The organism is Devosia sp. (assembly GCF_017307495.1).
GTDB lineage: Bacteria > Pseudomonadota > Alphaproteobacteria > Rhizobiales > Devosiaceae > Devosia_A.
This window is the reverse complement of record NZ_JAFKHE010000018.1, coordinates 151,168-171,296: the sequence shown is the minus strand read 5'-3', so window position 1 is coordinate 171,296 and position 20,129 is coordinate 151,168. Positions and strand designations below refer to the sequence as shown.

Below are 20,129 nucleotides of genomic sequence, written 5' to 3'. Positions count from 1 at the left end.
ATGGCTGCGCCGGCTACTCCGCCGCCTGCCGGCTCACGACCGTGACGCCGTCCTGCTCGGTCTCCACCAGGCCCGAACCTTCGGTCTTGATGAAGCGCCTGGAGCTGTCGATGTCGGCCGGGATCTCGACTTCCTGACCCTCCGGCGTCACCGCCGTCGCCTTCTTGCGGCCGCGGAACAGGCCGCTGAAGAAGCCGGCGAGCGCCTGGGCGATACGGCCGTTTCGGATCACGCTGGGAGCGGTCACCATCACCGGCACCATCACCAGGGTGAGGGCGGTCGAGACGAACAGGCCCGAGACCAGGGCCGCCGACAGGTGCGTGAACCACGACCCGGCGAGGCCGCCCCACACGATCTCGCGGCGAATGAAGTCGAACTCGACGTTCACCGCCATCGGGATCACGCCCAGCGCCGTCACCGTCGCGGTGAGCAGCACCGGCCGCACGCGCTGGCTGGCAGTGATCAGCATGGCCTTCACCGGTTCGACGCCATCACCACGATTGTAGTGGTTGTAGGTGTCGATCAGCACGATGCCGTTCTTCACCACGATGCCGGCGAGGGCAACGATGCCGAGGCCCGTCATGATCGCCGAGAAGCTCATCCCCGTGACCACCATGCCGACCATCACGCCGGCGATCGACATGACCACCGTCGAGAGCGTCACCAGCACCTGGTAGAAGCTGTTGTACTCCAGCAGCAGCACCAGGAAGATGATGAACAGGGCCGCCATCAGCGCCTGGCCGATGAACGCGTTGGTGTCGCCGATCTGTTCGTCGGCACCACCGAACACGACCTTGGTCGTCGACGGGAAGCCCTGCTGGGCCACCCATGCCTTGAGCTGCTCGACCTTCTGGTCGGCCGGCACGCCCGGCGTCAGGTTGGCGGCGACCGTCATCTGGTAGCTGCCGTTCTTGCGGGTGATGTTGGCCACCTTCGGAACTGCCGTGCGCTTGATGAAGTTCGACACCGGAACGAGGCCCTGCGAGGTCACGATGCGCAGCGAGTCGAGGCTGTCGAAGCTGCGTTCCGCGAGCGGTAGGCGGACCTTGATGTCGAGTTCGCCGTCCGCGTCGTCGGGCCGGTACGAGCCGAGCTTGACGCCCGAGGTGACCAACTGGACGTAGGGCGACAGCTCGCGCACGCCGATGCCGTACTTGGCGGCGGCCTCGCGGTCGATCGTCACTTCCCAGTCGATGCCCGGGGAGGGACGTCCGTCTTCGACGTCGATGGTGTCGCCGAGGTCGTTTTGGATGTAGTTGCGCAGCTTGGCCACCACCGGCGTGAGGTCGTCATAGACACTGCTCTCGACGCTGAGGTTGATCGCCTTGCCGGCCGGCGGGCCGTTTTCCTGCGCCGCGATCTGCACCTGGATGCCCGAGATGTCCTTCACCCGGTCACGGATGTTCTGGAAGATCTCCTCGGCCTTGACGCGCTCGTTCCAAGGCATCAGTTGCAGGTTGAACTGGCCGATCGTGTCCGGCGGCGAGCTGCCGCCGAAGCTGCCGCCCGAGCCGGCAAAAGTCATGATCGAGTCCTGCACGCCCTGCACCTGCAGGACCTGCTTTTCGACCTCGACCAGCATGTCGCGGATCTCGATCGGCGAATAGTTGCCGCGCGCGATCACGTTCACGGTGCCGAACTCGGGCTCGGAGGCCGGGAAGGCCTCCATGCCGGTCGGATGCGTGATGTAGAGCGCGAACATGCCGATGACGATCGAGAAGCCGACTGCCAGCGTGATGATCGGATGCCGGATCAGGTGGGCGAGCGTCCGCACGTAGACGCCGGTCGCGCCCTTCACCTTCCTGGTGTCGAACTTGTCCGGGTACATGACGACGTCGGCCGCTTCCTTGGCCTTTTCGTCGACGTGGCTCGAGGCGATGATCGCGCCGATCACGGGCATGAACACCAGCGCCGAAAGCAGCGAGGCGACCATGACCACGATCACGATGATCGGCAGGTAGCTCATGAACTTGCCGATGATGCCCGGCCAGAACAGCAGCGGCACGAACGCACCCAGCGTCGTGAAGGTGGCCGAGACCACCGGCACGAACATCTTGCGGGCCGCGAGGATGAACGCCTCCTTCTTGGAGACGCCTTCCTGCAGCTTTCGTTCGGCGTATTCCACCACCACGATCGGGTCGTCGACGAGCACGCCCACGGCCAGCACGAGGCCGAACATGATCATCATGTTGATGGTCATGCCCATCATTTGCACGACGAGGAACGCGATCATGAACGAGATCGGGATCGAGGTGCCGATCATGAGGGCAGGGCGGACGCCCAGCGTCGCCACGCACACGGTCATCACCAGCGCCACGGCGGTCAGCACAGCGGCTTCCAGCGAGCGGAACAGCGACTTGGTCGAGTCGGCCTGGTCGACGAGGAACGAGTGCTGGATGCCGGCCGGCCACGACTTGGTGAAGGCCGCGGTACGCGCACGCACCTGGTCGGACACGTCGATGACGTTGGTGCCCAGTTCCTTGATCACGCCCAGCGTGATCGCCGGCTGGCCGTTGACGTGGGCGTATTCGGTCGCGTCCGCGAAGGTGCGGGTGATGGTCGCCACGTCGCCGAAGGTCACGACGTTGTCGCCGTCGGCCTTGATCGGCAGAGAGTAGACGTCTGCCGCCGAAGTGATGAGGCCGGGCACTTCAACGTTGAACGAGCCCTTGCCGGTATCGAGCGTACCGCCCGGCACCACCATGTTGTTCTTGGCGAGCGCGTCGAGCAGTTGGGCCGCGGTGAGGTTGTAGGCCTCGAGACGGTTCATGTCGATCGTGACCGCGAGCATCTCGTCGCGCGACCCGGAAATGGTCACGCTCTGCACGGTCGGGATGTTCTCGAGCTCGTCGCGGAGGTCCTTGGCGCGCTGCACCAGCGTGCGCTCCGGCACGTCGCCATAGAGCGCCACCGAGATCGACGGCATGTTCGAGAACGAAATCTCGTTCACGGTCGGGTCGTTGGCGTCCGCAGGCAGCTCGGACGAGACGCCGTCGAGCTTGGCGCGGATGTCGGAGAGCGCCTTGTCCTTGTCGGCGTTCACGTTGAACTCGAGGAACACCGAGGCATGCCCGGTGCTCGAGGTCGAGGTGTAGTTCTCCAGCCCGTCGAGGTCCTTGATGCGGTCCTCGATCGGCTTGGCCAACAGGCGCTCCGCGTCGCGCGGGGCGACGCCGGTCTGGCTCACCGAGACGTAGAAATACGGGATGTCGATCGCCGGGAAGCTTTCCTTCGGCAGCGAGGTGTAGGCGCCGAAGCCGGCGATGAGCAGCAGTGCCATCACCGTCAGCACGACCCGCGGCATCCGCAGGACGCGCTCGAGGAAATTCATCATGACTGCACCCCTTCAGCAGCGGCCTTGGTCCCTTCGGACTGAGGCGTCCCCGTAACGTTGGTCGCGTTGACCTTCTGGCCCGGCACGACATACTCCTGGCCCATGGTGATCACATCCACCGTCGGAGGCAGGCCCGTGACCCAGACGCCCTCGCGGGAGTCCGAGATGATGGTCACGGCATAGAACTCGACGACGCCATCCTTAACCGCGCGCACCCCAAGTGCGCCGTTGTCGTCGAGGGTCAGCACCGACTGCGGCAGCAGGTGCGCCGGCAGGGTGCCCATGGAGACGGTTGCGGTCGCGGTCACCCCCGACAGCACCTTGCCGTCCTTGTTCGGAATCTCGATCTCGATCGGGAACGAGCGCGTGGCCTCGTCGGCGAGCGAGGCGATGAAGCTCACCTTGCCCTCGACGGTCTGGCCGGTGACGGTCGTCACCTTGGCCGGCAGGCCGAGTTCGGCGCGCGCGATCCGCGCTTCCGGCACGTTGGCGACGAACAGCATCGGATCGAGTTCGACGACCGTGGCGCAGGCCTGGCCGGGGCTCAGCACGCTGCCGACGGTGGCGATCGGATCCTGCGCCACGCCGCCGATCTTGGTGGTCACCTTGGCGCGGTCGAATTCGAGCTTGGCCTGGTCGAACGCGGTCTGGGCCTGGCGCAGGGCGGCCTCGGCGGCGATGCCCGTATTGGCAGCCGCCAGCCCCTTGTCCCGCAGCGCCTTGTTGGAGTCGAAGCTCGTCTGCGCCTGCGCCAGCGTGGCTTCCGCCTGCGCCACGGCGGCGGCGCGGGTGCCCTCGTCGAGCGTGCACAGCACGTCGCCCGGCTTCACGACCTGGCCCTTGACGGCGTTGACGGCGGTGACGACACCTTGCGTCTCAGGCGTGATCGAGACCACCGACTTGGCCTTGGTGCGGCCACGCAGCGGGACTTCAACGGGCATCGGCTGCACCGTGTAGGTCTCCGTGCGCACCGACTGCAGCGGTGCCTCGGCGCCCGACGCCTCGGCCACGCGCTCGGCGATGGTCAGCTTGGGGTCGATCTCGCCCGCCGCGTGTCCGGCCTCGGCGGTGTGAGTGGTCTCCGCATTCTTGTCGAAGAACGCAATGATCGGCTTTTCGCCGTTGCCGGGTCCGTTGCCGCCAGCGACGAACGTGCCGCTGCCGAGCCAGAGCGCACCGACAATGACGATGGCGCCGGCGACGCCGTATGAATAGATCGCACGCATTCTGATTAGTCCCTCTACTCGGCCGCGGCAGCGGCATCCCGATCGGGACGCGCGAGCGCGATCAATTCGGCCCCGTGGGCCTGGATGTAGTCGCGGGCCGCCTGCATACAAGTGCGGCCGTAGGCAATGACCCAGGCGTCTCCGGGGTGGTTGTGTTGTTCGGTCATGCGGTCGAAATCAGCGAGCGTCGCGTCGACTTCGGCGAGTCGTTCGGTGAGGCGCTGCTCGACCAGTGATTGCGGTAGTTCGGAAGCGAAGCGCAGGAACAGCAGGAACTCGCTTCGGTACTCGTCCTCCCCAAGCTTCTCGAACAGCGACTGAATGAAAGCTGAACGGCCTGCCGCAGTGATCGAGTAGATCTTCTTGGCCGGCTTGCCGTCCTGCGGTTCGACGCGCGAGGTGACGAGCTCTTCCTGCTCCAGGCGAGCCAGCGCGGGATAGATCGAGCCATAGCTCGCATCGATGAAATACGAGTACTCCCCTTCGACGGAGAGCTTCCTGATCTCGTATCCGGTGGCGTCCTCGTCATACAGGATGGCGAGACAGATCGTTCTGACGTTCATGGCTTCCTATCGGGCCGGCATATGACGGACCAGCATATGCCGGGCGTATATATGGAACGATGGAAAAGCACAACACCGGTGCCCCGGGGGGCTGCCATGCAGGATTCTCATGGCCAACCGTTTGAATGCTAACGGATTTCGGCCTCAGGCTTCGGCGAAACGTGCCATATGCGCCAGGGCAGATAGCGCCAGTTCGCGGCTCGATGCCGCGACAAACCAGGTGTTGAGGAACTTCCGGTCCGGGTGTCCGCAGGTGAGCGGGAGCCCGTCCAGATCCAGCACCACCCCACCGGCGGCTTGAAGCACGGCCTGGCCGGCCGCGGTGTCCCATTCCGAGGTCGGGGTAAACCGCGGGTAAAGTTCGGCCTTGCCCGCCGCCAGCAGGCAGAACTTCAGCGACGATCCGACCGAGACGTTCTCGGCCACCGCGAGTTCCTCGCACACCACCGCCAGGGCCGGATGCCCGTGCGAGCGGCTGGCGACGATGCGCAGCGGCTGCTTCACCCGGCTGACGCTCAGGCGCGCCGAACCGCTGATCGATCCGTCGACCACCTTGCCCGCGAACGCGCCGTCCGGCCCGCCCCAATAGATGTCACCCGTCACCGGAGCCAGCACCACCCCGCTGACCGGCCGGCCGTTCTCGCAATAGGCGATATTGACCGTGAACTCGCCGTTGCGCTTCAGGAACTCCTTGGTCCCGTCCAGCGGGTCGACGACGAAGTAGCGCTCGCCCAGTGCCGGGATGTGACCGCCCGATACGCTCTCCTCGGCGAGGACCGGCAAACCGCTCTTTGCCAGGTGCGCGAGAATGATCGCTTCTGCTTCCTGGTCCGCCTCGGTGACCGGCGAACCGTCGGACTTCCGCATGGCGACCACGTCGCGGTCATAGACCGCGACGATCACCTTGGCCGCGGCAATCGCCGCCTGGTTCATGAGGTCGGTATAGGGCGCGTTCATCGGATTTCGACGTCCAGTCCTAGGTCTAGGGGCTTGGCGCCCATGGTGATCTGGCTCGACGAGATGAAGTCGACGCCGGTTTCGGCGATGCCGCGCACCCGTTCCAGCGTCACGCCGCCGGAGGCCTCGAGCCGGGCCCGACCGTCGTTCAGCCGCACCGCTGCCTTGAGCAGCTCGTTGTCCATGTTGTCCAGCATCACCACCGTCGCGCCGGCCTCCAGCACGTCTTCGAGCTGTGACAGCGTGGTGACCTCGATCTCGATCGCGACCAGGTGTCCCGCTGCCGCCCGTGCCGCCCGGTACGCCTTGCCCGCGTTTCCCGCGACCGCGATGTGATTGTCCTTGATCAGGATGGCGTCGCTCAAGGCATAGCGATGGTTCGCGCCGCCGCCGCAGCGCACCGCGTATTTCTCGAAGGCGCGCAGTCCCGGCGTCGTCTTGCGCGTATCGCAGATCCGCGCCTTCGTCCCCGCCACGGCTTCGACGAACTTGTTCGTAAGCGAGGCGATCCCGCTGAGATGATTCAGGAAATTGAGCGCGGTACGCTCGCCGGCAAGCAGTTGCCGCGCATCTCCCGATACCACCGCGACGATGCTGCCCTTGTCGACCCGCGCGCCGTCCGCGACCTGCGGGTCGAACTCCACGCCACCGCCCAGCTGCCGGAACACTTCGAGTGCCAGCGGCAGCCCCGCGATCACCCCCGGCTCGCGCGCCGACAGCGTCGCCGTCGCCTGCGCGTCGGGCGGGATCGTCGCCAGCGACGTCAGGTCGCCGCTCAGGCCGAGATCCTCGCCCAGCGCACGCCGCACCGCATCATCGACGAGGGCGGGGGGAAGCACGGGTATGTTGAAGCCATCTTGCATCGCGGGCGTCGGTTTACGCGAAACGGGGTGGGCAAGTCCATTGCCATCCCCCGGCAAGAACCGCTTATCCCAGCCGGTACGGTACCACCGCGCGGCTGTCCGCATCGATCGTCAGCCGTGCGTCCAGCGGCGGCACCGAGCGCTGCAGGCAGTCGCCGCGCGGGCAGATACGGCACGAGATGCCGATCGGCTCGAACGCGGCGGGCCGGTCGAGGTTCAGGTCCGCCGCATAGGTCAGCCGGCCGGCATGGGCGATCTCGCAGCCGAGCGCGAACGCATAGCGCCGCACCGGGCCGCGGAAGCCGCCGATGCGCTTCTCCTCCGACCAGGCGAGGCAGAGGTAGCGGTTGCCGTCCGGCGTTTCCGCCAGTTGCCGCATGATCTGCCCGTGCGCCTCGAACGCCCGGTGCACGTTCCACAGCGGGCAGGCGCCGCCGAAGCGCGGGAACTGCAGCGGCGTCGCCGAGTGTCGCTTGGTGATCGTCCCCGCCGCATCCACCCGCGCGAAGAAGAACGGCACGCCCCGTGCCTTGGGCCGCTGCATGGTCGACAGCCGGTGCCCGACCTGTTCGAGCGAGGCGCCGAAGGTGAAGGCCAGTTGCTCGATGTCGTAGGCATGGCTGTCCGCCGCCGCAAGGAACGCGCCATAGGGCATCTGCAGCGCCCCCGCGTAGTAGTTCGCCAGCCCGATCCGGCAGATCTCCGCCGCCTCCGCCGTCTTGAACCCCGCGCCGCGCACGATCTCGTCGATCGCCTCGGCCTCGGCGAGCAGGGCCAGTTGCGCCGCAAGCTGGAAGAACAGCGTCGGAGGCGCCAGCCGCGCATTGAGGCTCACCACCCCGCGTGCCCGGTCATGCCGCCGCATCTGCTCCGGCCGTTCGGGCGCCTCGAACGCGACCGTCACCCCGCAGGCCGCCTCGACATGCGCTGCCAGCCGCTCGAGCCGTCCGAGCGGCTCCCCGCCAAGCCGGCCTGCCAGCGCCTCCGCCGCGACATCCAGCCGGTCGATATAGTTGCCGGCATAGTGGAAGAAGTCGCGCACCTCCTCGTAGCTGGTCTGCGCGCCCCCCGCGCCGCTGCCGGCCAGGGCCGCGTCGGCGCTTGCCAGCCGCTCGTTGGCCCGGCGATAGGCGTCGTAGAGGCGGAGCACCGCCTGCGCCATGTCCGGCGCGCTCGCCGCCACCGACTTGAGCTCGATCAGCCCCGGCGCCGCCTCGCCGAACATCGGGTCCGCCATCACTTCGCGCAGGTCCGCCAGCAGCCGGTCCGCCTTGTCCGAGACAAGGTCGGCGAGGTCCAGCCGTAACTGCTCCGACAGGGCCAGCATCAGCGCTGCGGTCAGCGGTCGCTGGTTGTTCTCGATCTGGTTGAGGTAGCTCACCGAGATATCGAGCTGGGTGGCGAGTTCGCGCTGCGTCAGCCCGGCCCGTTGCCGCGCCGCCCGCACCTTGCCGCCGGCGAAGACCTTCCGCTGTGCCATTCGCAAATCCACAAATTCACACTTTGCAAGTTTGCGGAATTAGCACGATGGCACCTTCTTGTCTCCTTCCGGCGCCACGGTCAGGCTATTGTCGAGGCTTCGGAAGGACAGGGACACATGCAGAAGATCATCGCCGCGCTCGAACAGCGGCGGAACGACGCCCGTCTCGGCGGCGGGCAGAAGCGCATCGACGCCCAACACGGCAAGGGCAAGCTGACGGCGCGCGAGCGCCTCGACGTGCTGCTCGATCCCGGCTCCTTCGAGGAATACGACATGTTCGTCACCCACCGCGCGGTGGATTTCGGCATGGACCAGACCATCATTCCCGGCGACGGCGTCGTCACCGGCTGGGGCACCATCAACGGCCGCCTGACCTACGTCTTCAGCCAGGATTTCACCGTCTTCGGCGGCTCTCTGTCGGAAACCCACGCGCAGAAGATCTGCAAGATCATGGACCTCGCCGTGCAGAACGGCGCCCCCGTGATCGGCCTCAACGATTCCGGCGGTGCCCGCATCCAGGAAGGCGTCGCGGCGCTCGGCGGCTACGCCGAGGTGTTCTGGCGCAACGTCCAGGCCTCCGGCGCCATTCCGCAGATCTCCGTGGTGATGGGCCCGACTGCCGGCGGCGCGGTCTATTCCCCGGCCATGACCGACTTCATCTACATGGTGAAGGACACGTCCTACATGTACGTCACCGGCCCGGACGTGGTGAAGACCGTCACCTCCGAGATCGTCACCCACGAGGAACTCGGCGGGGCAGGGACCCACACCAGGGTATCGTCCGTCGCCGATGCCGCCTTCGACAACGACATCGAGACCCTGCTCGAAGTCCGCCGCCTGTTCGATTTCCTGCCGCTCAGCGCCACCGACAAGCCGCCGGTCGTCGCCGTCGAGGACACGGTTGAGCGCGAGGAGCCCAGCCTCGACACCATCATCCCCGATAGCGCCACCAAGCCCTACGACATGCGCGAGGTCATCGAGAAGCTCGCCGACGAGGGCGATTTCCTCGAGATCCAGAAGGACCACGCCGGCAACATCCTCGTCGGCTTCATCCGTCTCAACGGTTCCACCGTCGGCGTCGTCGCCAACCAGCCGTTGGTGCTGGCCGGCTGCCTCGACATCAACTCGTCGAAGAAGGCCGCGCGCTTCATTCGCTTCTGCGACGCGTTTTCGATCCCGATCCTCACCCTCGTCGACGTGCCGGGCTTCCTCCCCGGCGTCGCGCAGGAATATGGCGGCATCATCAAGCACGGCGCCAAGCTCCTCTTCGCCTATGCCGAAGCCACCGTGCCCAAAGTTACCGTGATCACCCGCAAGGCCTATGGCGGCGCCTATGACGTGATGGCATCCAAGCACATCCGCGCCGACGTCAACTACGCCTGGCCTACCGCCGAGATCGCCGTCATGGGCGCCAAGGGCGCAACGGAAATCCTCTACCGCTCCGAGCTCTCGGACAAGGAGAAGATCGCCCGGCGCACCGCCGACTACGAGTCCCGCTTCGCCAACCCCTTCGTCGCCGCCGAGCGCGGCTTCATCGACGACGTCATCATGCCGCGCGAAACCCGCCGCCGCGTCGTCCGCGCGTTCGAGATGCTGAAGGGCAAGAAGGCCGTGATCCCGGCAAAGAAGCACGGGAACATCCCGCTGTGAGGCGGCAGCCGACCCCTCAACTCGCATCTCCCTCCCCCATTTGGGGAGGGATCAAGGGTAGGGGTGGCCCCGCGCTCCGGTCGGCCGAGCTATTGCTGCGCGATGTAATCCGCGGTCAGCGTGTCGATCTTGCCCTGGGCCCACGCCATGATTTCGGGCGTCAGGTAGGCGTCGCCACCGGCGGCCACGCGGTTCTTGTTGGCGGCAGCGAGCAGCGCGGCCTTGAGCGCCTCTTCGCTCGTCGCCTCTTCGAGCGCCGCGACCTCTGCGTCGAGCCCGTCGACCACGCCCTGCTGCGCCGCGACCGCGGCCAGTTCGGCGCTTGCATTGATCGCGTCGAGTGCCGTCGCCAGGATCGCCTGCTCGTCGATCGCCGCCTGGTTGGTCGGGTCGGCCAGGATCGCCGCATCGAGTTCAGCCAACCGATCGGTGAGGCCCTGGAGCGTCGGGGCATCGTAAACCGTGGAACCGTCATAGGCGACGAGGCCGGCCGTGCCGACATAGGTGGTCATGTAGGTGTCGAACGTCGTCTGAAGCTCGCCCAGCAGCGTCCCGGCCTGATCGAGCGCCGCGCTCGCGGCCGACAGGTCAGCGCCGGCCTGGACGAACTCGCGCACCAGCACCATGCGCTTGTCGTTGCTGTTCATCAGCCCGTTGACGTTGCGGTTGAGCGAGTTCAGCCCCGCCAGCTGGGCATTGAGGTTCTTGGTCTTTTGGACCTTGCCGTTGGCCTTCACGGTCGGGGCGAGTTCCGTGGCGGCGACCTTCTTGCTCGCGCCGTTGCCGTTGGAAGACTTGGCGGAGTTGCCGCCGCCGTTGCCGTTGGAGGCCCCGCCGGAGTTTCCGTTGCCACCCTTGGCGTTCTCGCTGTTGCCGTTCCCGCTATTGCCCTTCTCTCCACCGTTTCCGTTCCCGTTACCCTTGCCGCCGGCAAGCGCCGAAAGGTCGGAGAGCGGCGTCGCATTGAGCACCACCGGTGCCGCGACAAGCGCCAGGGCCGTTGCGGACAGCAGCAGGCCGGTACGGATCGATCGAATCATTCTGGGGCTCCTCAAGGGCGAGACAGACGCCGAGAAGGGTACATGAGATACCTCCAGCTTAAGAACCCAACGCGCCGATACGCCGTACTTGATGCAAATGCCCCACACTCCGCGCTCCAGCTGGCGTAAGGTCTGAGTCCATGTTCACTTCTCTCCTCATCGCCAACCGTGGCGAGATCGCCCGCCGCGTCATCCGCACCGCGCGCCGCATGGGCATCCGCACAATCGCGGTCTATTCCGACGCTGATCGCGACGCCCAGCACGTCAAGCTCGCCGACGAGGCCGTGCATATCGGCGGCTCGGCCGCCCGCGACTCCTACCTTTCGATCGAAAAGATCGTCGCTGCCTGCAAACAGACCGGCGCCGAGGCCGTGCACCCCGGCTATGGCTTCCTGAGCGAAAACCCGGCCTTCGCCGCGGCGCTCGAGCAGGCCGGCATCATCTTCGTTGGCCCCCCGGTGAAGGCCATCGAGGCCATGGGCGACAAGATCACGTCCAAGAAAATCGCAGCCGCGGCTGGCGTCTCCACGGTCCCCGGCCACATGGGACTCATCGCAGACGCCGACGAAGCCGTTCGCATCAGCAGGTCCATCGGCTACCCCGTGATGATCAAGGCCTCGGCCGGCGGTGGCGGCAAGGGCATGCGCATCGCCGGGAATGATGCCGAGGCGCTCGAGGGCTTCGAGCGCTCGCAGTCCGAAGCCGCGTCCTCGTTCGGCGACGACCGCATCTTCATCGAAAAATTCGTCACCGAGCCGCGCCATATCGAGATCCAGTTGATCGGCGACCAGCACGGCAACGTGCTGTGGCTCAACGAGCGCGAATGCTCGATCCAGCGCCGCAACCAGAAGGTGATCGAGGAGGCCCCGTCGCCCTTCCTCGATGCCGCGACGCGCAAGGCCATGGGCGAGCAGGCCGTCGCCCTCGCGAGGGCCGTGGGCTACACCTCGGCCGGCACGGTCGAGTTCATCGTCGACAAGGACCGCAATTTCTACTTCCTCGAGATGAACACCCGCCTGCAGGTGGAGCATCCGGTCACCGAGCTGATCACCGGCCTCGACCTCGTCGAGTTGATGTTCCTTGCCGCCGCGGGCGAAAAGCTGCCGCTCACCCAGGCCGATGTCACGATCAACGGCTGGGCCATCGAGAGCCGCATCTATGCCGAGGACCCGTACCGCAACTTCCTCCCCTCCGTCGGCCGCCTGACCCGCTACAGCCCGCCCGCCGAGCAGGCGACGCCCGAACTGGTCGTCCGCAACGATACCGGCGTCGCCGACGGCGGCGAGATCTCGACCTTCTACGACCCGATGATCGCCAAGCTGTGCACCTGGGCTCCGACGCGCATCGAGGCGATCGATGCCATGGAAGTGGCGCTCGACGAGTTCGAGCTCGAGGGTGTGGGCAACAACATCCCCTTCCTTTCCGCCGTCATGGCGCAGCAGCGCTTCCGCGATGGCCGCCTTACCACCGGCTACATCGCGGAGGAATTCCCCAATGGCTTCAACGGCGTGGAGCTCGATGCGGATTCTCTGACGCATCTGGCGGCGCTCGCCTGCACGTCGGCCTTCGCGGTGGACAAGCGCGCCTTTGCGGCAACGCCGGAGCCGCGCGCCGTGCTGATCAATGGCCGGCGCTGGGACTTCTCCGTCCATGCCGACGGCATCGAGTACTGGCTGACGGCCCCCGACGGCCGGAAGCTGCTGGTCGAAACCGGCTGGAAGCCGGGGATGAGCCTGTGCATCGCCCGCGTCGACGGGCGCCTGCACCATGTGCGGATCAACCGCGTCACCGGCGGCTTCCGCCTGCGTTGGCGCGGCGCCGACCTCGTCGCCAAGGTGCTCCTGCCGCATGTCGCCGACCTGATGCCGCTGATGCCGGTGAAGGTCCCGCCCGACCTCAGCAGGTTCCTGCTCTGCCCGATGCCTGGCCAGGTCGTGCGCATCGATGTCGCTGAGGGCGACATCGTCGAGGACGGCCAGACCCTGGCCATCGTCGAGGCCATGAAGATGGAAAACGTGCTGAAGGCGGAGAAGCGGGCCAAGGTGAGCAAGGTTCGCGTCAAGCCGGGGTCGGTGCTGGCGGTGGACGAGGTGATCTTGGAGTTCGAGGCGGTATGATGTTCGACGTCCGAGCGTGGGGCACCCCCACCCTTGTTCCCTCCCCACAAGGGGGAGGGAGACGATTGGGCTTCGTCGGTGCCACAGTCCTCCCTCCCCCTCGTGGGGAGGGTAGCGCAGCTTGGCCGCATCGCGGCCGCAGCGAAGCTAGGGTGGGGGGAGGCCAAGTGCTCGATGTCTAGCCGCCCCACCTTCGCCGACTGGGCCAAGCTCGCCCAGAAGGACCTCCGCGACACCCCGGTCGAGTCCCTCAACCGCGACTACGGCGACCTTCCGGTCCGCCCGGCCTATTTCCCCGACGACGTCACCACCGATCCCGGCCTGCCGGGCGCGGCCCCGTTCACCCGCGGCGTGCGCGCCACCATGTACGCCAACCGCCCGTGGACCATCCGGCAATACGCCGGCTTCTCCACCGCCCGGGAAAGCAACGACTTCTATCGCAAGAACCTCGCCGCCGGGCAGAAGGGCCTCAGCGTCGCCTTCGACCTCGCCACCCACCGCGGCTATGACAGCGACCACCCGCGCGTTACCGGCGATGTCGGCAAGGCCGGTGTCGCCATCGACAGCGTCGAGGACATGAAGATCCTGTTCGACGGCATCCCGCTCGATCAGATGTCGGTCTCGATGACCATGAACGGCGCCGTGCTGCCGGTGCTCGCCATGTTCATCGTCGCGGCCGAGGAGCAGGGGGTCAAGCAGGCGCAGCTCGACGGGACCATCCAGAACGACATCCTCAAGGAGTTCATGGTCCGCAACACCTATATCTACCCGCCCGAGCCGAGCATGCGCATCGTCGGCGACATCATCGCCTACACCGCCGAGCATATGCCGAAATTCAACTCGATCTCGATCTCGGGCTACCACATGCACGAGGCCGGGGCGACGGCGGTGCAGGAGCTCGCCTACACCATCGCCGACGGCATCGAATACGTGCGCTCGGCGCAGGCGCGCGGCCTCGACATCGATTCCTTCGCGCCGCGCCTGAGCTTCTTCTTCGGCATCGGCATGAACCTGTTCCTCGAGGTCGCCAAGCTCCGCGCGGCCCGAACCCTCTGGCAGAAGTTCATGACGCGGCTGGGGGCCAAGGATGGAAGATCGTTGGTCCTGCGCACACACTGCCAGACCAGTGGAGTGTCGCTGACCGAGCAGGACCCGCACAACAACATCGTCCGCACCACTATCGAGGCGCTGGCGGCGGTGCTCGGCGGCACCCAGAGCCTCCACACCAACTCCTTCGACGAAGCCATTGCGCTGCCGACGGAATTCTCCGCCCGCATCGCCCGCAATACCCAGCTGATCCTGCAGCACGAGAGCCGCGTCACCGACGTGGTCGATCCGCTCGGCGGCTCGTACTACATCGAGGCCCTGACCGCCGATCTGGTAGAGCGCGCCAGTGCCCTGATTTCGAAGGTGGAATCCGAGGGCGGCATGACCGCCGCGGTGCAGGCCGGCACGCCGAAGCTCGAGATCGAGAAGGCCGCCGCCCTGCGCCAGGCCCGCGTCGACCGCGGCGAGGACGTCATTGTCGGCGTCAACCGCTATCGCCTTGAAAACGAAGAACCAATCGTCATCCGCGAGATCGACAACCACAAGGTCCGCGACGAGCAGATTGCCCGCCTCGCCGACATCCGCCGCACCCGCGATCCGGATGCCGTAGCTGCCGCGCTCAAGTCATTGCAGGAAAACGCAGAATCCGGCGGAAACCTGCTCGCCGCCAGCGTCGAGGCCGCGCGCGCCCGCGCCACGCTGGGCGAGATTTCCGCCGCCCTCGAGGCGGTCTTCGGCCGCCACTCCGCCGTCACCCGCGTCATCTCTGGCGTCTATGCACAGAGCTACCACGACGACCCGCAGTTCGCGGAATTGCAGCGGCGCATCAAAGGCTTCGAGACCGCCGAGCACCGCCCGCCGGCCATCTTCATCGCCAAGATGGGCCAGGACGGCCACGATCGCGGCGCCAAGGTCATCGCCACCGCCTTCGCCGACCTCGGCTTTGTCGTCCACATGGGCGACCTGTTCGAAACCGCCCCCGAAGTCGCCGACCACGTCGCAGACCTGAAGGTCGATGCCGTCGGTGTCTCCTCCCTCGCCGCCGGCCACAAGACCCTCGTCCCCGAGCTGATCGGCGAACTGAAGGGCAGGGGCCTCGGCGACGTCACCGTCATCGTCGGCGGCGTCATCCCGGAGCAAGACTATGAGTTCCTTCGTCAATCCGGCGTGGCCGAAATCTTCGGCCCCGGCACCAACGTCCTCGAAGCGGCGTTCTCGGTGCTGAACCAGATCGAGGGGAGGTTATCGAACCGATGATCCCGGAAGGCCCCCTTACCCGGCCTTCGGCCGACCCCTCCCCCGAGGGAGAGGTGAGGAACCGGCCCCGCCACAGCGACACCTCTCCCTCTGGGGGAGAGGTCGCCGCGCAATGGCGGGTGAGGGGGCCTTTCGCCATCGCCCGGAGCTTTGAATGATCGGTCGCCTCAACCACGTTGCCATCGTCGTTCCCGATCTCGCTGCCGCCGCCGCGAAGTATCGCGACCTGCTCGGCGCCGATGTGCATGCCCCGCACGACCTGCCCGAGCACGGCGTCACCGTCGTCTTTGTCCAGCTCGAAAACACCAAGATCGAGCTGATGACCCCGCTCGGGGCCAACTCGCCGGTGGCGAAATTCCTCGAGAACAACCCGTCGGGCGGCATGCACCATGTCTGCTACGAGGTGGCCGACCTCGCCTCGGCCATCCGCACCCTCACCGAGGCCGGCGCCCGCGTGCTCGGCGATGGCAAGCCCAGGATCGGCGCCCACGGCCTCCCGGTAGTGTTCCTCCACCCCAAGGATTTCGATGGCACGCTGATCGAGCTCGAAGAGGTCAAGCCCGAGCTGCAGCCGGCCTGAACGCCGTTCGTCCCACAACCCACCGGGTCATTCCCGCGAAAGCGGGAACCTCTGTTTGCGGTGCGCGCGGCCAACGGAGATCCCCGCTTTCGCGGGGATGACCCGGTGGAGAAGGCAGATCCGAGCGCATCCCCACTCGCACTTATCCCCCTTCCATCCGCGCGCCCTATCCTTCGCGCAACAACACGCGAGGGACGCCGTGACCACCAGTACGCACCTGAAACTGCCGTTCATTCTCCCAGCCCAGGCCGGCAAGCACGTCACCCACAACGAAGCGATTGCGGCGCTCGACACGCTGGCACAACTCGCGGTGCTCGACCGCGACCTTGCCGCTCCGCCGGCCAGCCCTGCCGAAGGCGACCGCTACATCGTCGCCGCCGGCCCCACCGGCGCCTGGGCCGGCAAGGCCGGCCAGATCGCAGCCTGGGACGGCGCGGCCTGGCTGTTCCACGCGCCCGAGCCGGGCTGGATCGCCTACCTTGTCGACGAGAGCGGCATCGTCGTCTGGACCGGCACGGCGTGGCAGCCCACCGTCGGACTCGACGGCAAGGTGCCAAGGCTCGGCATCAACGCCGCCGCCGACGATACCAACCGCCTCGCCGTCGACAGCGAAGCCGTACTGTTCACCAACGCCTCGGCCGGCGTACAGGTGAAACTCAACAAGCATTCATCGGGCGATACGGCGAGCCTGCTCTACCAGACCAGCTTCTCGGGCCGCGCCGAACTGGGCACTGCAGGCGACGATAACCTGCACATCAAGGTCAGCCCGGATGGCTCGGCCTGGACCGAGGCGCTGGTGGTCGACACATCGGGCAAGGTCGGCATCGGCACGGCCTCGCCGGCGGTGAAACTCGACGTCGATGGTCCGATCCGCTGCAAGCCTTACACCGTCGCCGGCGTCCCGGCCGCCAGTGCCGGTGCCGGCCAGATGATCTTCGTCTCCAACGAAGCGGGCGGTGCGACGCTCGCCTTCTCGGATGGCACCAACTGGCGGCGCGTGGCGGATCGCGCTGTGGTCAGCTGATCTGCTCCCCTCCTGAGGGGAGGGCGTGGGGGTGGGGGCCATCGTTGATCACCGCACGACCCCCTCCCTCGATCCCTCCCCTCAAGGGGGAGGGAGGCCCGACTGCGGCGTCGCAACTCTACCCCACGCACCGGCCCTCATTCCCTCCATCCCGCGCCTGTGCTACCCGAGCGCCGACAACACCCGTGGGGCCGATGCACAGAATTCTCGCCAATGCCTGGGCCGACATGGCGGCGGGCTATGCCCGACGCCGCGTCTGGATCACGCTCGCCACCGAGGATATCGGCGACCAGCACCGGCGCACCACGCTCGGGCCGCTGTGGCTGCTGATCAACTATTTCGCCTTCGCGGCTACGTTCATCTTCGTGTTCGCGCCAGCCCCCTCGGCCCAGTTCGCCATCTATGTGGCGACCGGCTTGCTGGTCTGGAACTACATGAACGACTCGATTTCGCAGGCGGTGACCCTGTTCGAGCGCGAGCAGAGCTTCATCAGGGGCACCAACCTGCCGCTCTCCGCCTACGTGATGCGGGTGACGCTGCAGAACGTCATCCGCGGCCTCTACGCCGTGTTCGGCTGTGCCGTCATCCTCGTCTTCGCGCAGGTGAACATCACGCCGGCCTGGCTCTGGGCCGGGCTCGGCCTCGTCATCATCCTCGTCTGTTCGCCCGCGGTTGTGGCCTTGTTCGGCTTCCTCGGCGTGTTCTTCCCCGATAGCCAGTTCATCGTCACCAACCTGATGCGGGTCGCCATGTTCGCGACGCCGCTGTTCTGGACGCATGAAGGGGAGGGGGGCCTGCGCGGCGCGCTCTACTACTGGAACCCGTTCACCTATTTCCTCGACATGGTGCGCCAGCCCATCGTCGACGGCACCGTGCACTGGAGCTCATTCGCCTTCTCTATCGTCTTTACCCTCGTCGTCTGGGCGCTTGCCGTGCTTATGCTCGGCGCCTACCGCAAGAAAGTGGCGCTGATCGTCTGATGGTCTCGATTTCCGCCCACGACCTGCGCCTTGTCTACGAAGTGCGCGAAAGGCTCTCGCTCCGCCCGCGCGACAAGCGCGTCGAGCAGCAGACCGGCGGCACCATTTCCGGCAGCGGCAACCGTCGCTTCGTCACCGCCCTCGACGGGGTGAGCTTCGAGCTCAAGGCCGGCGACCGGCTGGGGCTGGTCGGAGCCAACGGGGCCGGAAAGACTACGCTTCTCAAGGTGTTATACGGGATCTACGAACCGACGGGCGGGGCGCTCGCCGTCGCTGGCCGCGTCGATGCCCTGTTCAATATCGACCTCGGTTTCCGCGCCGAGGCGACGGGTCGCCGCAACATCCTGCTGCGCGGGCTCATCAATGGCTGGAGCGAGGCCGAGATCGCGGAAAAGACCGATGAAATTATCGCCTTCTCCGAGCTCGGCGAGTTCATCGACATGCCGTTCAAGAGCTACAGCCAGGGCATGGGGGCGCGGCTGGCCTTCGCCATCGCCACGACGCTCGAGCCGCAGATTCTGCTTATGGATGAATGGATTGGCGCCGGCGACGCGGCCTTCCAGGCCAAGGCCACCCGCCGCATGGACGAGCTGGCCGAGAAGGCCGGCATCATCATCCTCGCCAGCCATCAGCCCGACCTGATTGCCCGTACCTGCAACAAGCTGCTGGAACTCGAGCATGGACGGGTGAAGCGCTTCGAGGGCATCGGACCGAGCTAGAACTCGGGAGTCTCGACCGGGCGAAGTCCGATGCTCGTGCGGCCTTCCATCATGAAAGTTCGCCCTACATCAGCCCCGTCATCATCATCAGCTTCTGCTTCAGCGTGCCGTGCATCATCGGCTCGCCGCGCGCCGTGACCAACTGGTGGAACTCGGCGAACTCGTCCTCGGTGAGGAAGGGGGCGAAGCTGTCCAGTTCGCCCAGCCCGTAGATCGAGCGCAGCACCAGATCGAGCTTGATGATGGGCATCTGCAGGTACTGCGTCAGGAGCAGCGCGCCCCAGTGGATCTGGCTGCCATGGAATACGTAGTCGAGCAGGTCGCGCTGCAGCTCGCGGCGGTACTGCGCGTTCATGTCCCGCACCAGTTCCTCTTCCGGCATCGGCAGGGTCAGGCTGGCGCTGTCGAGCAGCATGGCCTTGGTCACAGGCTGGGCCTCGCGCATCGGCTTGCGCGACTCGCGCACCAGCTGGCGCAGCGGATTGTGCCCCTGATAGTTCTCCGGCATCTGCGAGGCCGACACCACCAGGTCACGCCAGCTCGCCTGCTTGAGCGCCGCGTCGAGCCGCTGCAGCGAGTAGATCACCCGCGGCCGCACCTTGATGGTCTGTTCGACCAGTTTGCTGAGCGCCGCCTCGCCGTTCCAGATCACGCGCGGGCGGATCTCGGTCGACCGGTAGTCCTGCCAGTATTTGCGAAAGCGCGGGTCGCTGAGCACCTGCGGCCCGAAACTCAGGGCGTAGCTGCCGACGTGATGGCTGATCTCGTGGTTTTCGCTGGCGCCGATGAACCCGCCGTCCCGCGACATCTCGGTGAAGAACTCGCGCAGGCCGCGCCGGGCAAAGAAGATGCTGTCGTTGAGCAGGATGAGCCGGTCCGGTGCATGCCGGTCGAGCACGTGCAGCACGCCGCGGCGGTACCCGCCGAAATCGCGGCCGAAGTTGCGGCGCTGGATGAAGGTGTGAAGGTAGGGCTTGAGCCGCTCGAGCTCGGCCGGGGCCAGCGGCAGGTTGCTCACCGCCACAACGTTGACGCCGAGCTCCTTGAGCACGGCGATCGCGTGGACCACGTTGGCCGGCAAGGTATAGCGCTGGTAGAGGTGGAACACGCAGAACGTACCGCCGCTCGCCTCCGAATAGGCCTCGATCGAGACAACGTCGCCCTGCCGCGCGAGGCGCCAGCCGGCGATCCAGTCGCCGATGACCAGGCCCGGCATCAGCAGGGCGCGTACCAGCAGCCGCAGGAACGGGAACAGCACCTGGCGGACGAACAGTCGGATAATGTTCAAGATG

15 protein-coding genes are annotated in these 20,129 nt (G+C 66.4%); 7 read left to right on the top strand and 8 right to left on the bottom strand.

Annotation, left to right across the window (positions count from 1 at the left end; genetic code table 11):
- Positions 1–13: 13 nt before the first annotated feature.
- From J0I99_RS11465 to J0I99_RS11440, 6 genes are all read right to left on the bottom strand, one after another.
- Positions 14–3,334 carry an efflux RND transporter permease subunit gene (locus tag J0I99_RS11465; protein WP_291397703.1) on the bottom strand — a complete coding sequence of 1,107 codons (3,321 nt, stop codon included), beginning with the start codon at positions 3,332–3,334 and terminating at the stop codon, positions 14–16.
- Positions 3,331–4,560, bottom strand: coding sequence for an efflux RND transporter periplasmic adaptor subunit (locus J0I99_RS11460; protein WP_291397700.1), 1,230 nt, complete (start codon positions 4,558–4,560; stop codon positions 3,331–3,333). The genes J0I99_RS11465 and J0I99_RS11460 overlap by 4 nt, the downstream gene beginning before the upstream one ends.
- A 14-nt stretch (positions 4,561–4,574) precedes the next feature.
- Positions 4,575–5,123 carry a PadR family transcriptional regulator gene (locus J0I99_RS11455; RefSeq protein ID WP_291397698.1) on the bottom strand — a complete coding sequence of 183 codons (549 nt, stop codon included), beginning with the start codon at positions 5,121–5,123 and terminating at the stop codon, positions 4,575–4,577.
- Between the two features lie 144 nt (positions 5,124–5,267).
- The gene (gene cysQ / locus J0I99_RS11450) at positions 5,268–6,080 is read right to left on the bottom strand and encodes a 3'(2'),5'-bisphosphate nucleotidase CysQ (protein ID WP_291391953.1); all 813 of its coding nucleotides are present in this window, start codon (positions 6,078–6,080) and stop codon (positions 5,268–5,270) included.
- Complete coding sequence (gene nadC / locus J0I99_RS11445) at positions 6,077–7,000, bottom strand: carboxylating nicotinate-nucleotide diphosphorylase (RefSeq protein ID WP_367115394.1); 924 nt, start codon at positions 6,998–7,000, stop codon at positions 6,077–6,079. The genes cysQ and nadC overlap by 4 nt, the downstream gene beginning before the upstream one ends.
- Before the next feature lie 7 nt (positions 7,001–7,007).
- Entirely contained in the window at positions 7,008–8,423 is a 1,416-nt protein-coding gene (locus J0I99_RS11440) for a short-chain fatty acyl-CoA regulator family protein (protein WP_291397696.1), read from the bottom strand.
- Between the two features lie 117 nt (positions 8,424–8,540).
- Here J0I99_RS11440 and J0I99_RS11435 point away from each other — a divergent pair, with 117 nt between their 5' ends.
- Positions 8,541–10,073, top strand: coding sequence for an acyl-CoA carboxylase subunit beta (locus tag J0I99_RS11435; protein WP_291397695.1), 1,533 nt, complete (start codon positions 8,541–8,543; stop codon positions 10,071–10,073).
- 89 nt (positions 10,074–10,162) lie between these two features.
- Here the strand turns inward: J0I99_RS11435 and J0I99_RS11430 are convergent, their stop codons facing one another.
- On the bottom strand, positions 10,163–11,113 hold the full coding sequence (locus J0I99_RS11430) for a hypothetical protein (RefSeq protein WP_291397694.1): 951 nt from the start codon (positions 11,111–11,113) through the stop codon (positions 10,163–10,165).
- A gap of 140 nt (positions 11,114–11,253) precedes the next feature.
- Here J0I99_RS11430 and J0I99_RS11425 point away from each other — a divergent pair, with 140 nt between their 5' ends.
- The 6 genes from J0I99_RS11425 to J0I99_RS11400 all read left to right on the top strand — a co-directional run bounded on the left by J0I99_RS11425 (position 11,254) and on the right by J0I99_RS11400 (position 18,837).
- Positions 11,254–13,230 carry an acetyl/propionyl/methylcrotonyl-CoA carboxylase subunit alpha gene (locus tag J0I99_RS11425; protein ID WP_291397693.1) on the top strand — a complete coding sequence of 659 codons (1,977 nt, stop codon included), beginning with the start codon at positions 11,254–11,256 and terminating at the stop codon, positions 13,228–13,230.
- A gap of 174 nt (positions 13,231–13,404) precedes the next feature.
- Complete coding sequence (gene scpA / locus J0I99_RS11420; protein WP_291397692.1) at positions 13,405–15,534, top strand: methylmalonyl-CoA mutase; 2,130 nt, start codon at positions 13,405–13,407, stop codon at positions 15,532–15,534.
- A gap of 154 nt (positions 15,535–15,688) precedes the next feature.
- Complete coding sequence (mce, locus tag J0I99_RS11415; RefSeq protein WP_291397690.1) at positions 15,689–16,114, top strand: methylmalonyl-CoA epimerase; 426 nt, start codon at positions 15,689–15,691, stop codon at positions 16,112–16,114.
- 199 nt (positions 16,115–16,313) lie between these two features.
- Positions 16,314–17,138: a DUF2793 domain-containing protein gene (locus J0I99_RS11410; protein WP_291391946.1), complete on the top strand. Its 825-nt coding sequence runs from the start codon at positions 16,314–16,316 to the stop codon at positions 17,136–17,138.
- 194 nt (positions 17,139–17,332) lie between these two features.
- Entirely contained in the window at positions 17,333–18,118 is a 786-nt protein-coding gene (locus J0I99_RS11405; protein ID WP_291397688.1) for an ABC transporter permease, read from the top strand.
- Positions 18,118–18,837, top strand: a complete 720-nt coding sequence (locus J0I99_RS11400; protein ID WP_291397686.1) for an ABC transporter ATP-binding protein — start codon at positions 18,118–18,120, stop codon at positions 18,835–18,837. Before J0I99_RS11405 ends, J0I99_RS11400 begins: the two co-directional genes overlap by 1 nt.
- 64 nt (positions 18,838–18,901) lie before the next feature.
- Here J0I99_RS11400 and J0I99_RS11395 read toward each other — a convergent pair whose 3' ends face one another.
- The gene (locus J0I99_RS11395) at positions 18,902–20,125 is read right to left on the bottom strand and encodes a rhamnan synthesis F family protein (protein ID WP_291391770.1); all 1,224 of its coding nucleotides are present in this window, start codon (positions 20,123–20,125) and stop codon (positions 18,902–18,904) included.
- Positions 20,126–20,129: the final 4 nt, after the last annotated feature.

Coding starts and splice junctions, on each gene's coding strand:
- J0I99_RS11465 (WP_291397703.1), bottom strand. CDS start 3,334: ATGATGAATTTCCTCGAGCGCGTCCTGCGGATGCCGCGGGTCGTGCTG.
- J0I99_RS11460 (WP_291397700.1), bottom strand. CDS start 4,560: ATGCGTGCGATCTATTCATACGGCGTCGCCGGCGCCATCGTCATTGTC.
- J0I99_RS11455 (WP_291397698.1), bottom strand. CDS start 5,123: ATGAACGTCAGAACGATCTGTCTCGCCATCCTGTATGACGAGGACGCC.
- cysQ (WP_291391953.1), bottom strand. CDS start 6,080: ATGAACGCGCCCTATACCGACCTCATGAACCAGGCGGCGATTGCCGCG.
- J0I99_RS11440 (WP_291397696.1), bottom strand. CDS start 8,423: ATGGCACAGCGGAAGGTCTTCGCCGGCGGCAAGGTGCGGGCGGCGCGG.
- J0I99_RS11435 (WP_291397695.1), top strand. CDS start 8,541: ATGCAGAAGATCATCGCCGCGCTCGAACAGCGGCGGAACGACGCCCGT.
- J0I99_RS11430 (WP_291397694.1), bottom strand. CDS start 11,113: ATGATTCGATCGATCCGTACCGGCCTGCTGCTGTCCGCAACGGCCCTG.
- J0I99_RS11425 (WP_291397693.1), top strand. CDS start 11,254: ATGTTCACTTCTCTCCTCATCGCCAACCGTGGCGAGATCGCCCGCCGC.
- scpA (WP_291397692.1), top strand. CDS start 13,405: ATGTCTAGCCGCCCCACCTTCGCCGACTGGGCCAAGCTCGCCCAGAAG.
- mce (WP_291397690.1), top strand. CDS start 15,689: ATGATCGGTCGCCTCAACCACGTTGCCATCGTCGTTCCCGATCTCGCT.
- J0I99_RS11405 (WP_291397688.1), top strand. CDS start 17,333: ATGCACAGAATTCTCGCCAATGCCTGGGCCGACATGGCGGCGGGCTAT.
- J0I99_RS11400 (WP_291397686.1), top strand. CDS start 18,118: ATGGTCTCGATTTCCGCCCACGACCTGCGCCTTGTCTACGAAGTGCGC.